The organism is Methylophilus sp. 'Pure River' (assembly GCF_046765995.1).
GTDB lineage: Bacteria > Pseudomonadota > Gammaproteobacteria > Burkholderiales > Methylophilaceae > Methylophilus.
Window position 1 is genome coordinate 165981 of record NZ_JBKOUE010000001.1, and the last position, 14418, is coordinate 180398.

A 14418-nucleotide genomic window follows, 5' to 3' on the forward strand; every position below is an offset into this window, starting at 1 on the left:
TTAAAAATAACCACTTTGTTTTAATGGCGAAACCACGTGAGCCGGTTTCGCTTAACCCACAAACTTGCGTGCATTCCTGAACATACGCATCCATGGGCCGTCCTCTTGCCACCCGTCTGGGCACCAGGAGTGTTGTACGGCCCTGAACACGCGTTCAGGGTGTGGCATCATGATGCTGAAACGGCCGTCTTGCGTAGTGAAACCGGTCAAGCCCTGTGGCGAACCATTCGGGTTAAACGGGTAGACCTCGGTCGCTTGCGCAGCATGGTCAACATAGCGCACAGTTGCCAGTTGCTGTTGTAGCACACTTGTGACCGCGCTGGCATCAGTAAATTCCGTAAAACCTTCACCATGTGCCACAGCGATCGGCATGCGGCTGCCTGCCATGCCATCAAAGAAGATGGAAGGTGAAGATAAAATCTCGATCAGCGCCACACGGGCTTCAAATTGTTCGGACTTGTTGCGCACGAAATGCGGCCAGTGCTCGGCACCAGGAATAATGCTGTGCAGGTTGCTCATCATCTGGCAACCGTTACACACGCCCAGGGCGAAGGTATCGGTGCGGTTAAAGAAGGCGCTGAATTCGTCGCGGGCGCGGTTGTTGAACAGGATGGACTTGGCCCAGCCTTCGCCAGCACCTAGCACGTCACCGTAAGAGAAGCCACCACAGGCGACCAGGCCGGCAAAGTCTTTGAGGGACACGCGGCCACTGATGACGTCGCTCATATGGACGTCTACGCTATTAAAGCCTGCGCGGTCAAAGGCGGCGGCCATTTCGGTCTGGCCGTTGACGCCTTGCTCACGCAAGATTGCCATATTGGGACGTTTGCCGGTATTGATATAGGGCGCAGCGATATTATCGTTGAGGTCGAACGTCAGCTTGGCATGCAAACCGGCATCATCGGCGTTGAGGATGCGGTCATATTCCTGCTGCGCACAGGTCGGGTTGTCACGCAGGCTTTGCATGCGGTAAGTGGTTTCAGACCACATACGGTGCAACTCAATACGTGAGGCTTGGTATTGCGTGTTGCCTTGTTTGATTGCAATGTCATGCCCCGCGTTGACCTGGCCGATGCGATGTACACAGGCGCCCAGCGCCTGTTGCAGTTGCGCTGCAATCGCGGCGGCGTCTGCGGCACGCACTTGCACCACGGCCCCCAGTTCTTCGTTAAACAGCGTGCTGATGTGATCGTTACCCAGGCTGGACAAGTCAATATTGAGGCCGCAATGACCAGCAAACGCCATTTCTGCCAATGTGACATACAGGCCGCCGTCAGAGCGGTCATGATAAGCTAGCAGTTTGCCGTCACTGTTCAATTGCTGAATCGCAGCGAAAAACGCTTTCAATTGTGCTGGCTGGTCAACATCCGGCACGCTATTGCCCAGTTGCTTGTAGACTTGCGCCAGGGCCGAGCCGCCCATGCGGTTGCGGCCATTGCCGAGGTCGATCAGGATCAGCTCGCTCTCACCCAAATCGGTGCGCAGTTGTGGCGTCAGGGTTTTGCGCACATCTGGCGTATTGGCAAACGCTGAAATCACCAGTGAAATTGGCGCAGTCACTGCTTTATTTTCACCGTTGTCTTGCCACACGGTTTTCATACTCATGGAGTCTTTACCCACCGGGATGCTGATACCCAGTGCCGGACACAACTCCATGCCCACGGTTTTCACGGTGGCGTACAGTGCGGCATCTTCACCGGCGTGGCCAGCAGGGGCCATCCAGTTGGCGGACAGTTTGAGGTTGCCGATCTCACTAATGGCCGCGGCAGCAATGTTGGTGATGGCTTCACCAATCGCCATGCGGCCAGAAGCAGGCGCGTCAATGAGTGCCAGCGGGGCCTTTTCGCCGATGGCAAATGCTTCGCCAATATTGGTTTCAAACCCGGCGCAAGTCACGGCCACGTTGCTGACCGGCACTTGCCATGGGCCGACCATCTGGTCGCGTGCAATCAGGCCGGTGACGCTGCGGTCACCGATCGTGATGAGGAAGGTTTTGTCAGCCACACCTGGCAGGCGCAATACACGTGCGACGGCGTCTTTCAGGTCTACGGTGCTGGTGTCAAACGCTTGCAGGTTTTTCGGGGTGGACTTCACGTCGCGCAGCATTTTTGGTGGTTTACCCAACAACACGGACAATTCCATGTCGACTGGCTTGTTGGCAAAGTGAGTGTCTTCCACGGTTAAGTGACGTTCTTCAGTCGTCACGCCGACGACCGCGAACGGGCAGCGCTCACGTGCACAGATAGCTTCGAACAGTGGCAACTGGTCTTGAGTCACGGCGAGCACATAGCGCTCTTGTGCTTCGTTACTCCACAATTCGCGTGGGCTCATGCCAGGCTCTTCGTTGTGCACATCACGCAGTTGGAACACCGCACCTACTTTGGCATCATTGACCAGTTCAGGGAAGGCGTTGGAGATGCCACCGGCACCGACGTCGTGGATGCTTAAAATAGGGTTCTTGTCCCCCATTTGCCAGCAACGGTCGATGACCTCTTGCGCACGGCGTTGCAGCTCAGGGTTGCCTCGCTGCACGGAGTCAAAATCCAGGTTTTCAGTGTTGGCACCGGTATCCATACTGGAAGCTGCACCACCGCCCAGGCCGATCAGCATAGCCGGGCCGCCCAGTTGAATCAGGGCTGAACCAGGCGGGATGCTGTTTTTAAAACTATGGCTATCGGAAATATTACCGACACCACCAGCTAGCATAATCGGTTTGTGGTAGCCGCGCACTTCTGCTTTGCCATCAGTGCCCGTGGTTTCCAATTCAAAGGTACGGAAGTAACCGGCAATGTTGGGGCGCCCAAATTCGTTGTTATAAGCGGCGCCACCGAGTGGGCCGTCTATCATGATTTGCAGCGGGCTGGCGATACGGCCGGGCTTGCCGTAGTTGGTTTCCCACGGCTGAGTAAAGTCTGGCAGGTTGAGGTTAGACACCGAGAAGCCGGCCAGGCCTGCTTTAGGTTTCGAGCCAATACCGGTGGCACCTTCGTCACGAATCTCGCCACCTGCACCCGTAGCCGCACCGGCAAAGGGTGAAATCGCGGTTGGGTGGTTATGCGTTTCTACCTTCATGAGGTAGTGCATATTGTCTTCTACAAACTGGTAACTCTGATCGGCAGACGGGTAAAAACGCTTGGTTTTCTGGCCTTGCACGATAGACGAGTTGTCTGAGTACGCGACGACGGTATGGCCTGGATTCAGCTTGTGTGTGTTGCGAATCATATTGAACAGCGACAACTCTTGTTGCACGCCATCAATCACCCAGTCGGCATTGAAAATCTTGTGGCGGCAATGTTCTGAGTTGGCCTGGGCAAACATCATCAGCTCGACATCGGTCGGGTTGCGGCCCATTTTTGTATAATTTTCCAGCAGGTAATCGACTTCGTCAGGCGATAAGGCCAAGCCCATGTCATTGTTGGCAGCTTCAAGCGCCGCTTTGCCACCGACCAGGATGTCGATGCTGGATAACGGTTTAGGATCAGCGTGGTGATACAGTTTTTCGGCATCGGCCAGGCTGTAGATCACGGTTTCCGTCATGCGGTCTTGGATGGCTGCACGTAACGCCTGTTTTTCGCTATCGGTCAGTGGCTGGCCGTTTTGGGTGGTCACGTAGTAGGCAATGCCACGCTCCAGACGCAACAGGCTGCTCAGGCCGCAGTTGTGCGCAATGTCAGTCGCACGTGATGCCCACGGTGAAATGGTGCCTATGCGAGGTGTGACCAACAACAGTTCGCCCGTCGGTGATTCGATATCCGTGTGCGGGCCGTAAGTCAGAATCTGGCGTAGGGTCTCTTGCTCGGCGGCACTCAGCGCATGTTCGCTAAAGGCGAAATGCACAAATTCGGTGTAAATGTGGCCGATATTCGGTGCGCTGACTTTGAGGGCGCTATACAGTTTATCGAGACGGAATTGCGAGAGGGCGGCGCTGCCGCGCAGGCTAAAAAAATGCGCTTGACTGGACATGTGACGGTTGGATTTTTCAATGAAAATTCAAACCGTTATTTTAACAGAAAGCGCGTCGTCTCGCAGGGCTAATCGAACGGCCAATAAAAAACGGCCACACACAGGTGGCCGTTGGTGTTTAGTAACCCAGTGCGCGGGCGCTCTGGTAAAACAGGAAGCTGATGACCCACGCCAGCCCCAGTGACCAAGCAAGCGATAGCCACATAAAGCCACTGCTCTTGCTTTCGGATTTGAGCGTGGCAATGGTAGACAGGCAAGGGGTATAAATCAGCGTGAACAGCATAAAACTCATGCCTTGCACCCAGTCGATATGGCTGGCGATTTGATGGCTAAGCGCATCGCCCTGTAAGCCGTAAATCACTGCCAGCGAGCCAACGACGATTTCTTTGGCGACAAACCCAAAAATCAGGGCAATCGCCAATTCGGTATCGATCCCGATCGGATCCAGCACGGGCGAGAAGAAGCGGCCTATGCTACCTGCCCATGTTTCTGGGCTGGCAGGCACTGCGGTCGTCGGCAGGTGTGTGAGTAGCCAGACCATGACCACGCCAATCACAATAAATTTGGTGGCACGTGCCAGGAAGTGTTTCACCTCTTGCCAGCCACGCATCCAGATTTGCTGCGGCGTCGGGAAGCGATAAGGTGGGAGTTCAAGCACAAACGGCTCGCGGCTGGCAAACTTGCCTTTGAATAGGATGGCGGTGATGAATATCGTCGCGAAACTCACCATATAGAGCGAGAACAGCACCAGTGCGGCTTGTGAGGGCGGGAACAGGATGGCAATGATAAACAGGAATACCTGTAGCCGCGCGGAACATAGCGATAAGGGAATCGTGAGCATGGTCAGTAAGCGCATGGGGCGGCTACGCATGACGCGTGTGCCCATCAAAGCGGGCACGTTACAGCCAAAGCCCATCAGCATCATGACAAAGCCACGGCCATCCAGGCCCATTTTCGCCATCAGCGTATCCATTAGGAATGCCGCACGTGACAAATAACCGCTATCTTCCACCATGCTCATGACCAGGAAGAACAGCACGATAATCGGTACAAAGGCAGCTACCGTGCTAAAGCCGGTATACAGGCCGTCCAGTAACAAGCCATTTAACCAAGTGGGCAAACTTGCCAGCGCTGGCTCTAGTGCCTCGCTACGCAGGCTGTCAAACAGCCAAGCCATGCCTTCTTGCAGCGGCGCACCTACGGTAAAGATAAACTGGAACAACATGAACACTGAGAGCAGGAAAAGGGGCAATCCTAGCCATGGATGCAGCAACACCTTGTCTAGCCGGTCGGTCAGGCTGTGATTGAGCTGTAGTGGGAAATGCACGGTACGGTCAATGATCTGGTGCATTTCCTGCTCGATGGCATTGTCCATCTCCAGCTTGCCTGCGATGGTTTCCGGTGTCACCAGGTTGGGCTGCTGCAAAAGGGTTTGTGCCGCCAGTTGCAGTGCTTCGGGGCAACCCTGGCCGTATTTGGCGCTGATGGTGCGCACGGGCATGCCCAGCTGTTTGCTCATGGCTTGAGCGTCAATGGTGATGCCTGCACGCTTGGCTTCATCCTCCATATTGAGCAGCAACACGGCGGGAAGTCCCAATGCACGAATTTGCAATGCCAGCGATAATTGACGGTCAATTTGTGCGCTGTTGAGGATGATCAGCACCAAATCTATCGCATGATGGCTTAAAAAGTGCCTGACGACGTGCTCGTCATCAGAAAAGCCATGCAAGTCATACAGCCCTGGCAAGTCAACCAGTTCAGCAATATGGCCGCCCAGCAAAATCTTGGCGCTCATTAAATCTACCGTAATGCCAGGCCAGTTGCCGACACGCGCCGAAGCGCCGCTTAAGCGATTGAACAGGGTGGATTTGCCCGTGTTGGGCATTCCGAGCAGGGCAACACGTTTCATGCAGTGGTAGATTCTGTCTGGTTGGAGAGGGGGTGCACATGGATGGCTTTGGCATCCTGCAGGCGGATAATGACGTCCGTCGAGCCGATACGCACATGCAGTGGGCCGTTAAATGCAGCCTGTCGGATGACTTCCAGCTGTTTGCCAGACCGGAAGCCCAAGGCGCTCAGGCGTTGCGCTAAGGCTTGCTCGGCATGAATGCGGTCAATGATGGCAGACTGGCCGGGTTTGAGGGCGTCAAGATGCATGTGCATATTACAAATGAGAATAATTCTTGATTTTATCTCAGATTGTCAGGCAAAGAAAAGGTTTCTGTACACGTGAACGCCGTCACGCGGAGCGGCTGACCCAATAAAAAAGCCAGTCTAAACTGGCTTTTTTATTGGGTGGACAGATGATCCAGGCTTATTTTTTTTCAACGCCAGACACATCAATCTTCGCTTTGTCTTTCAGACCTAGCATGTATTTTTCCAGCTTGCGTTGTTGCAGTGTACGCTCAATGCCTTCTTGCACTTTTTCGTACGGTGGTGCTTGCAGTGCGCGTGTATCGACCAGTTTGATGACATGCCAGCCAAATTGTGACTGTACTGGCTCAGGTGTAGTTTCACCTTTTTTCAGGCCAACCAGCGCATCGGCAAATGGTCTTACCATGCCAGCCGGTGAGAACCAGCCCAGATCGCCACCTTTGTCTTTAGAGCCTGGATCCTGTGATTTTTCTTTAGCAATCTTGGCAAAGTCAGTGCCTTTTTTCAGGTCGGCAATAATCGCTTTGGCTTCTGCTTCAGTTTTCACCAGAATGTGGCGCGCATTATATTCTTTGTCGCCCAGTTCTTTTTTATACTGCTCGTAGCCTTCTTTTTTCTCGGCATCGGTCACTGGGTTTTTCTTGATAAAGTCAGCCAGGAATGCATTTACCAGCAATTTACGGCGCGCCAACTCTTCGCTCGCGATGAAGTCAGGCAATTTATCGATACCTGCTTTTTGTGCTTCCTGGTAAGCCAGTTCGGAACCAACCAATTCGTTCACAACCGCTGCTTTCATGCCGTCATTGGCTTTCTGGCCAGTGCGTGCTTCGGCATCGCGCAAAATAAAGTCTACCCAGGTCTTTTTAATCGGTTTGCCGTTGACTGTAGCAACTGCATCGGCATCCGCCGCGTATACATGTGGCAGTGCGCTTAAGCAAGCAATCGCCAACATTACTTTCAAAAATTTCATGCAATATCCTTATATAACGATTTGAATTGGTGCGATATTAAAAAACAGAAATGTTTCAAACAAATGACTCATCAGTCGATAAGGCTTGAATACTGAGCGCGTGTATGCGATGAGGCATTAAATCTTGCAAGCATTGATAGACCATGCGATGGCGCATTATCTGTGATTTTCCTGAAAATAGCGAGCTTTTTACCTTGAGCGTAAAATGCCCGCCGCCGGTATTGCCTGCATGTCCGCGATGCAAATCACTGTCATCCTGTATCTCAAGCAGCGTCGGCGCCAGCGACTGCAAACGGAGCTCAATTTCTGCTTTTAGCATGTTATGGCAATGTCTTTCTAAAGGGTTTGACTTCTACTTTGCCATAGACGCCTGCATGCACAAATGGGTCATCATTGGCCCAATCGGTGGCGGCCTGCAAAGAATCGAATTCTGCCACAATCAGGCTGCCGCTAAACCCGGCTGCACCAGGGTCTATGCTATCAATGGCGGGTAATGGCCCGGCGAGCAGCAAGCGCCCTTCATTCTGTAGCTGTTGCAAGCGAGCCAGATGCGGCGGGCGATGCTCCAGCCTCAGTGGCAAACTGTTGGCGGTATCCTGGGCGTAAATCATGTAAAGCATGGTCGTTGTCTCTTAGTCAGGGAGAAGGTGTGTTTTGTTCAATCCAGTGCGCTTTTAACGCAAACACTTGCGCAATAATAAAGATAAACATCAGGCTGGTGGCACCAAACAGTTTGAAGTTGACCCAGTCGTCTTCACTGAAGTGAAAGGCCACATACAGATTGAGGATGCCCATGCCGACCAAAAACGCAATCCAGCACAGGTTGAGTCGGTCCCAGATTGCGAGCGGCGGTGCCATCATTTTGCCCAGCATGTTTTCGATCAGGTTGCGCTTGAGGGCGTAACGGCTAAACAGCAATACCAGTGCGCCTATCCAGTAAATGGCGGTTGGCTTCCACATAATATAGGTTTTATCATGCAGCAATAAGGTGATGCCGCCGAGCACAGTAATCACCGCACCGTTAATCACCAGCATTTTGTCTATCTTGCCACGTTTGATCCATAGTATCAGCATCAGTACCAAGGTGCTGATCATGGCGACTGCGGTGGCGGTAAAGATGCCCGCCTTTTTATAGGCAATAAAAAAGAGAATGACGGGGAGTAAATCGGTAATGACTTGCATGAGTGGCTTCAGGCGACTGAATTCCTGCTATCTGTGAGGGCACTATTTTGCTATGATTTCTGTCAATATGTAAAGTTAGTCGCTTTACTGTCTCTCTTTTTTATTCAAACGGCGTCCTCTATTGATCATGTCTGTCCCCATTGATTTGCATTGCCATTCCACCATGTCCGACGGGCTCCTCACGCCTGAAGAACTGGTTGCGCATGCGGCGAGCAAAGGCGTGCGGGTACTCGCCTTGACTGATCATGACGAGGTGAGCGGGTTGGCGCGTGCGCGTGCTGCAGCTGAGCAATTAGGGATTTCTTTTATTGATGGCGTTGAGATTTCCGTCACCTGGAAAAATCGTACTTTGCATATTGTCGGTCTGCGTGTCGATCCGCAACATCCAGAATTGTTAGCCGCCTTTGCTAAAGTGCGCGAAGGGCGCGATGCCCGCGCCAGACAAATTGCCGAAGGCCTGGCAAAAGCAGGGATCGCAGACGCATATGAAGGTGCGCGGGAATTCTCGGGTAATAGCGTGATGACGCGCAGCCATTTTGCCCAGTTTATGGTGAAGCGCGGCCATGCCAGAAATATCAAATCGGTATTTAAAAAGTATATGGTCAAAGGCAAGCCTGGTTACGTCAATCATGAGTGGATGAGCCTGGAAGGGGCCATGCAGTTGATTCGTGATAGTGGCGGGGTGGCTGTCCTGGCACACCCGGGTCGCTATGATTTGGGATTTGTGAATATGCATCTGTTATTAAATGAATTCAGAAATCTGGGCGGTGCAGCGATTGAAGTGGTCACTGGTAGTCATCAACCGCCGCAGTATGAGCAATTTGCCAAACTGGCGCATCGTTTTGATTTAAAAGCTTCGCAAGGCTCTGATTACCACGGCCCGGGCATGTCTTATATGGATATGGGGCGTTTGCCTGCATTGCCTTCCGGTTGCGTGCCTGTGTGGCAGGACTGGCCCGAAGCCAGTCAACTGCAAGCAGTAGCGGGTTAGCGCATCCTCTAAATCATGGCACAGTATTTTGTGATTCATGCGGAAAACCCGCAAAGCCGTTTGATCCAGCAAGCTGCGCAGCTATTAAAGCAGGGCGGGGTGCTGGCATGCCCCACTGATTCCAGTTATGCTTTGGTGTGCCTGATGGAGTTCAAGGACGCGCAAACCCGTATCCGCCGCTTGCGTGGTGTCGATGATGAGCATCCATTTACGTTGATTTGCCGTGACCTGGCTGAGATTGGCACTTATGCCAAAGTGAATAACAGCCAGTTCCGCTTGCTCAAGGCGATGACGCCGGGCGCTTATACCTTTTTACTCGAAGCCAGCCGTGAAGTGCCGCGCCGCTTGCAGCATCCCAAGCGCAGCACCATTGGCTTGCGCGTGCCTAAGCATGTGGTTACGCAAGCCTTGCTGGAGGCGTTGGATTCGCCCTTGCTCAGCATGACCTTGCAGTTGCCTGGCGATGAAGCGCCCATGTCAGTCGGTTGGGAAATCCGTGAAGCCCTGGAGCATCAGATTGACGCCGTGATCGACAGTGACATCGTGCACGTGGGAGCCACGACGGTGGTGGATTTGACGCAAGACCCGCCCGAAGTGGTGCGCGCTGGCGTTGCGCCATGGCCTTGATTTGGCGGTATCTGGCCGCACCTTAGGATTCTTAGACTCTGTTGCAGAGTGTTGACTTTAGCTGGAAGCATGACATGGAACTCACTGTTGTACAGAAAATTGCCGCTTACGCCTTGCCCATCCTGTTTGCCATCACGGTACATGAAGCGGCGCATGGTTATGCCGCCAAGTTTTTTGGTGACCTGACCGCTGAGCGCATGGGCAGGATTACCCTCAATCCCTTTAAGCATATAGACCCGATCGGCACGATTTTACTGCCTGCGCTCAGCATTATCCTGGGCGGCGTGCTGTTTGGCTGGGCCAAGCCGGTGCCAGTCAACTTTGGCCAATTACGTCGGCCGAAGCAAGATATGTTGTGGGTGGCGTTGGCTGGCCCTGCGTCTAATTTTGCCATGGCAATTGTGTGGGGATTGGTGCTGGCGCGTATTGGCCTGTTTCCAGAGTCCGCGCAGGCTTTTTTGTCACAAATGAGCCTGGCGGGCATCCAGATTAACCTGGTGTTGCTGGTGTTGAATTTGTTTCCGCTGCCGCCTTTGGATGGTGGCCGTATTGCTGTGAGCTTGTTGCCCATGCAGGCTGCAATCAAGTTTGCGCAAATCGAGCGTTATGGCATGCTGATTCTTATTGCCTTGTTATTTACTGGCATTCTGGGTGTTTTACTGTCGCCGGTACTCAGGTTCTTTCAGCAGTTATTGACTGTGCTGGTGATGTAATGATGAAGCCGCTAATTTAGCGGCTTCATGCTATTTGCCGTTAGTGTTTGATCGCGTCCAGCGTCAGTTTGGTCGGAACATGGTCATGGTCTGCCTTCACTGTTGCCGGGTTGGTGATTGAAACCCGTTCTGCACCAATCCCTGTAGCCAGTAATGCTTTTTGGATGGCGTCGGCACGTGCCTTAGCCAGGGTTTGCAAATCAGTGTCGGTGACCTGGATGCTGGTGGTAAGCGCTTCCTGGGCTTGTGCGTAAAAACCTTCGGGTGCTTTTTCCAGTTTGGCGGCCAGCCGCTTGAGCAAGCCTTTATTGGTGAGTTTGTCGTGCAATGCTTGTATCGCAGACTGCACTTTCGGGTTGTTCAAGTCAATCGGCCCCGGTGCTTGTCCCGCCTCCAGGCGTACGCCGACCTCTTCTGCCACCTGTTTGCGCAAGCTGGCTTCCTGAATCGCGCGTGTATCTGCGGCTACATCGTAGCCAGGTACAATGCCCAGCGCTAATTGCTGGCGTTTGGTGAGTGCGTTGCTCACAGTATGTAACTTTTCCAGTTCCGGTGGCGAAATTGCCGCGTTGCCGGGGTCAAACACAATCGCCTCCAGTTTTTCTCCGCCGCCAAACAGTTTACCCAGCGCACTGAACGGTGCGGTCACAATTTTGGTCAGCACATTGGTGAACGCTTTCCAGACAATCCCGCCTATGCTGAATTTGGGGTCGTCCAGGCTGCCACTGACTGGCAAATCGAGGTCGATCACGCCATCACTGTCTTCCAGGATGGCAATCGCCAGGTCCAGGGGCAGGTTGGGGGCATCTTTACTGTCAACTCTTTCACCCAGGGTAAGCTTGTTGATGACAAATTTGTTTTCGCCCGCCAGTACACGCTGTTTGATTTTATAGCCCAAGTCTACAGACAGCTTGCCAGATTCAATTTTGCGCCCGGCAAACTTACCCGAGTAGGGAGTCAGGCGATTCATCTCCAGGTTGGTGAAGGCTAGTTTAATATCGGTAAACTCTGTGGTTTTAAATGGTTGCAACGAGCCACGGATACGTGCTGCACCGTAATCATCTACCTTGCCGTCCAGTTCGACTTGCGCGGTGGATGACGGGTTGCTGGAGATGCCATTGATGACGCCACCCAGGGTGTGAATGTGCGTGCCAAACGGTTGTGGTAGCGATAAGTCAGCAAATTCCAGTTCGGCGTTATTGATGCGTACCGTATCAATTGCCACCGGGAAATCGCTGCTAGTGCTGGCAGGTGTTGCCGTTGCGGTGGTTTGACTCGCGGGGGCGGGAGGCGCCTTGGTTGTGGTTGATGTGGTTGCCGCCGCCTGGTCTGGTGTAGCCGTGCGTATGACCTTGGTGATATTCAGGCTGCGGTCAGGGTAAATGATGAATTTACTTTGCGGTTTGCTTAAGGTCAGCGTACTTAATAGCAGCTTGTTGGGCGCCAGTGACAGTGCCAAGCCGTCCCCTTGCAGTTTTTCCCAGCGTAAAAACGGTTGCTGGCTCGCTTCCTCAAGGATGGACAGCTGGTTGATACTAAAGCCGCCGTCAAACTTCGTCGTCCCACTGCTGGTTTGTTGCAGTTTGCCTTGCAGGCTGGCGGAACCGTTTTCCAGTTGCAGTAAGGCAGCTTGCTGGATATAAGGGGCAAAGGGTTTCAGTGCCAGTTCGGTGAGTGTACATTGCAACTCGGTTTTAAAAGGGGCTGCAGCCAGTTTGCCTTGCAGGTTGAACTGACCGCCTTGTTTGACCTTGAATCCAGCTTTCACCGGCAGCAAGCGTGCCATATTCTGGCTCAGGTCGCTAGTTTCCACGCTGGCATCCACCACATCCAGCACCACAGGTGTCGGTGTCGTTTGATCTTCAAAATGAATGTCAGCCTGTTGCAAGGCCAGCCGCTTCACGGCGTAAGACCATGGTTTCGCAGATGTTGCTGTTTGTGTGCTTGTTTTGGCCGTTGCTGTGTGACTGCCTGAAACCGGTGACAGTATGGCTTGCCAGTTCAGGCGTTGATCCGCTTGCCTGATGACCGTTGTTTTAAGCCCTTGTAATTGAATCGCGGCAATGTCGATTTTTTGCTGGTCCAGCGCCAGTTGTGCATGACTCAGTGCGAATTTGGCCAATTGGGCGGCGGGTTTTTTATCTGATTGCACGCTGAGTTGTGTGGCTTCCAGTTGCACATTTTTTAGCGTCAGGCCTGACGTATTGTCCACACCTAGTTGTATATTTAAGTCGCCAACCGTGGCTTGCAAGGGCTTGGCAAATTGCTGGTCGGTATAAGCGAGCTGCCAGTGCGCCAGGGCAATGTCGTCTATCGCAAATTGGAAGGGGGCGCTGGCCTTTTCATTGACCTTTTCATCTGGCACCGCAGGGGTCTCTGCAGGCGAGGGCGTGGCTGTTGCAGGTTCGGCAAAGGCGTGTTGCCAATCAAGTCCGGCAGCCGTTTGCGTCGCCGACAATTGCCCTTTGTTTAATAAAATATGCGCTACATTGACCCGGCGTTCGGCCAGATTGAGGCTGACATTTTCGATCGCCAGTTCTGGCAGCGCAAATAATGTTTTTTGCGCCTGTTGTAGCTGTGTTTGCTCAATATGCAGGTTCAGGTTGTCAAATGTCAGCTGGGCCTGTTTGTCCTGTGCGAAGACCAGCTTGGGTAAAGTCAGGCTGCTTTTGGCAATGGCAAGCTCTGCCTGTGGTTTATGTAGTTTGAGTTGGTCCAGTTGTACATCGATATCTTGTGTGGTGACCAATAACTGTTTTTGTTGATCAAGCGCCAGATGCTTGGCTTTGACCTTCAGCTGCGTGAACGCGAGCTTGTCGCCTTGTGTCAGTGCACCTGCCAAATCATTCACGCGCAGCTCTGCATCGCTGACCAACAGTTTTGGTTGTTGATTTGGTAAAGAAAAATCATAGTTAAGCTGACTGGCAAATGTACCTGCCGTGATTTGCAGCGGCAAGTTGGCTGTGTTTACCCATTGCATGACTTTGGCGATTTGCAAGCCTTCAATCGCCAGTGAGCCTTGCGACGCTAACGGATTGACGCCGAAATTACCTTTCCATTTGATGGTGGCGCCCTGGTACGGCAGTTTGGCGGCAATCAGGTAGTCACCACGGTCTTTGGGTAGCGTGGAAAAGCCTTCCAGCTCAAAGTCCAGTGGCTTAAGTGATGCTTGTAATGGTGAGGCGTGCTGCGCATCCTGATAATCGATATTACCCTGGCTGATCGAAATGTTTTCAATGATCACGCGTGGCAGGTCAGGGCTCGGTGGTGAAGGATCTTCATTCAGTTTGGCAATCAGGTCGGCCCAGTTGAGGCGGCCTTGTTTGGAGATATGCACATCGACGCGCGGTGCTGTCAGTGTGATTTGCTTGAGTTTCCAGGCCCAGTCGAACAGGCCGCTGGCCTCAAGGTCGACCACTAGCTTGTCAAACGATGCCAGTGGCGCGCCACTTTTCTCGGTCAGCGCCAGTTTCTCGATGGTCGCGGTCAGGCGTAGCGGGTCAAAGGTCACTTTTTCTACGCTGGCTTTGCTTGCCAACTGGCTTTCTGCTACCCAGGGCAACAACCATTTTGCCAGTGGGTTGATGGCTAGCCAGGCAAACAGGAAGTAAAAGACAAGCAGTCCGGCAACCACCTTAAAGGCGAGTGACTGCAACAAGGGGCGTAAAGAGGGCGGTAGGCGATTCAACATAAGTGTTAATTTAGCAGAAATTAAATCTTTTATATCGATTGTTGACAGCGGAAAGTGACAAATCTTTGAGTGTCATACAGCGCCAGGGGTGGCCTTGAATAAGTCAAACAACCCATGTCATGAAGGT

At 52.8% G+C, this 14418-nt stretch carries 11 protein-coding genes; 3 read left to right on the forward strand and 8 right to left on the reverse strand.

All coding sequences use genetic code 11. The annotated features are described in order from the left end of the window. Positions 1-51: 51 nt before the first annotated feature. From purL to ACIDE9_RS00900, 7 genes are all read right to left on the reverse strand, one after another. On the reverse strand, positions 52-3963 hold the full coding sequence (gene purL / locus ACIDE9_RS00870; RefSeq protein ID WP_411992018.1) for a phosphoribosylformylglycinamidine synthase: 3912 nt from the start codon (positions 3961-3963) through the stop codon (positions 52-54). A 118-nt stretch (positions 3964-4081) separates the two neighbouring features. Then, positions 4082-5872 carry a ferrous iron transport protein B gene (feoB, locus tag ACIDE9_RS00875; protein ID WP_411992020.1) on the reverse strand — a complete coding sequence of 597 codons (1791 nt, stop codon included), beginning with the start codon at positions 5870-5872 and terminating at the stop codon, positions 4082-4084. Then, complete coding sequence (locus tag ACIDE9_RS00880; RefSeq protein ID WP_194753081.1) at positions 5869-6126, reverse strand: FeoA family protein; 258 nt, start codon at positions 6124-6126, stop codon at positions 5869-5871. Before ACIDE9_RS00880 ends, feoB begins: the two co-directional genes overlap by 4 nt. A 151-nt stretch (positions 6127-6277) precedes the next feature. Beyond that, a complete protein-coding gene (locus tag ACIDE9_RS00885) occupies positions 6278-7087 on the reverse strand; it encodes a peptidylprolyl isomerase (RefSeq protein ID WP_194740739.1) in 810 nt (269 codons plus the stop codon). Positions 7088-7142: 55 nt separating this feature from the next. Next, positions 7143-7406 (reverse strand): BolA family protein, encoded by a 264-nt coding sequence (locus ACIDE9_RS00890; protein ID WP_411992023.1) that lies wholly within the window; start codon positions 7404-7406, stop codon positions 7143-7145. Between the two features lies 1 nt (position 7407). Beyond that, positions 7408-7707: a YciI family protein gene (locus ACIDE9_RS00895; RefSeq protein ID WP_194753083.1), complete on the reverse strand. Its 300-nt coding sequence runs from the start codon at positions 7705-7707 to the stop codon at positions 7408-7410. Positions 7708-7723: 16 nt separating this feature from the next. Further along, positions 7724-8269, reverse strand: a complete 546-nt coding sequence (locus tag ACIDE9_RS00900) for a septation protein A (RefSeq protein ID WP_411992025.1) — start codon at positions 8267-8269, stop codon at positions 7724-7726. Positions 8270-8396: 127 nt separating this feature from the next. Here ACIDE9_RS00900 and ACIDE9_RS00905 point away from each other — a divergent pair, with 127 nt between their 5' ends. The 3 genes from ACIDE9_RS00905 to ACIDE9_RS00915 all read left to right on the forward strand — a co-directional run bounded on the left by ACIDE9_RS00905 (position 8397) and on the right by ACIDE9_RS00915 (position 10600). Beyond that, a complete protein-coding gene (locus ACIDE9_RS00905; RefSeq protein WP_411992027.1) occupies positions 8397-9260 on the forward strand; it encodes a 3',5'-nucleoside bisphosphate phosphatase in 864 nt (287 codons plus the stop codon). A gap of 15 nt (positions 9261-9275) precedes the next feature. Next, positions 9276-9887, forward strand: coding sequence for an L-threonylcarbamoyladenylate synthase (locus ACIDE9_RS00910; protein ID WP_411992029.1), 612 nt, complete (start codon positions 9276-9278; stop codon positions 9885-9887). A gap of 74 nt (positions 9888-9961) precedes the next feature. Continuing rightward, the gene (locus ACIDE9_RS00915) at positions 9962-10600 is read left to right on the forward strand and encodes a site-2 protease family protein (RefSeq protein ID WP_411992031.1); all 639 of its coding nucleotides are present in this window, start codon (positions 9962-9964) and stop codon (positions 10598-10600) included. A gap of 40 nt (positions 10601-10640) precedes the next feature. Here the strand turns inward: ACIDE9_RS00915 and ACIDE9_RS00920 are convergent, their stop codons facing one another. Beyond that, positions 10641-14291 carry a DUF748 domain-containing protein gene (locus tag ACIDE9_RS00920; protein ID WP_411992033.1) on the reverse strand — a complete coding sequence of 1217 codons (3651 nt, stop codon included), beginning with the start codon at positions 14289-14291 and terminating at the stop codon, positions 10641-10643. Between the last annotated feature and the right edge of the window lie 127 nt (positions 14292-14418).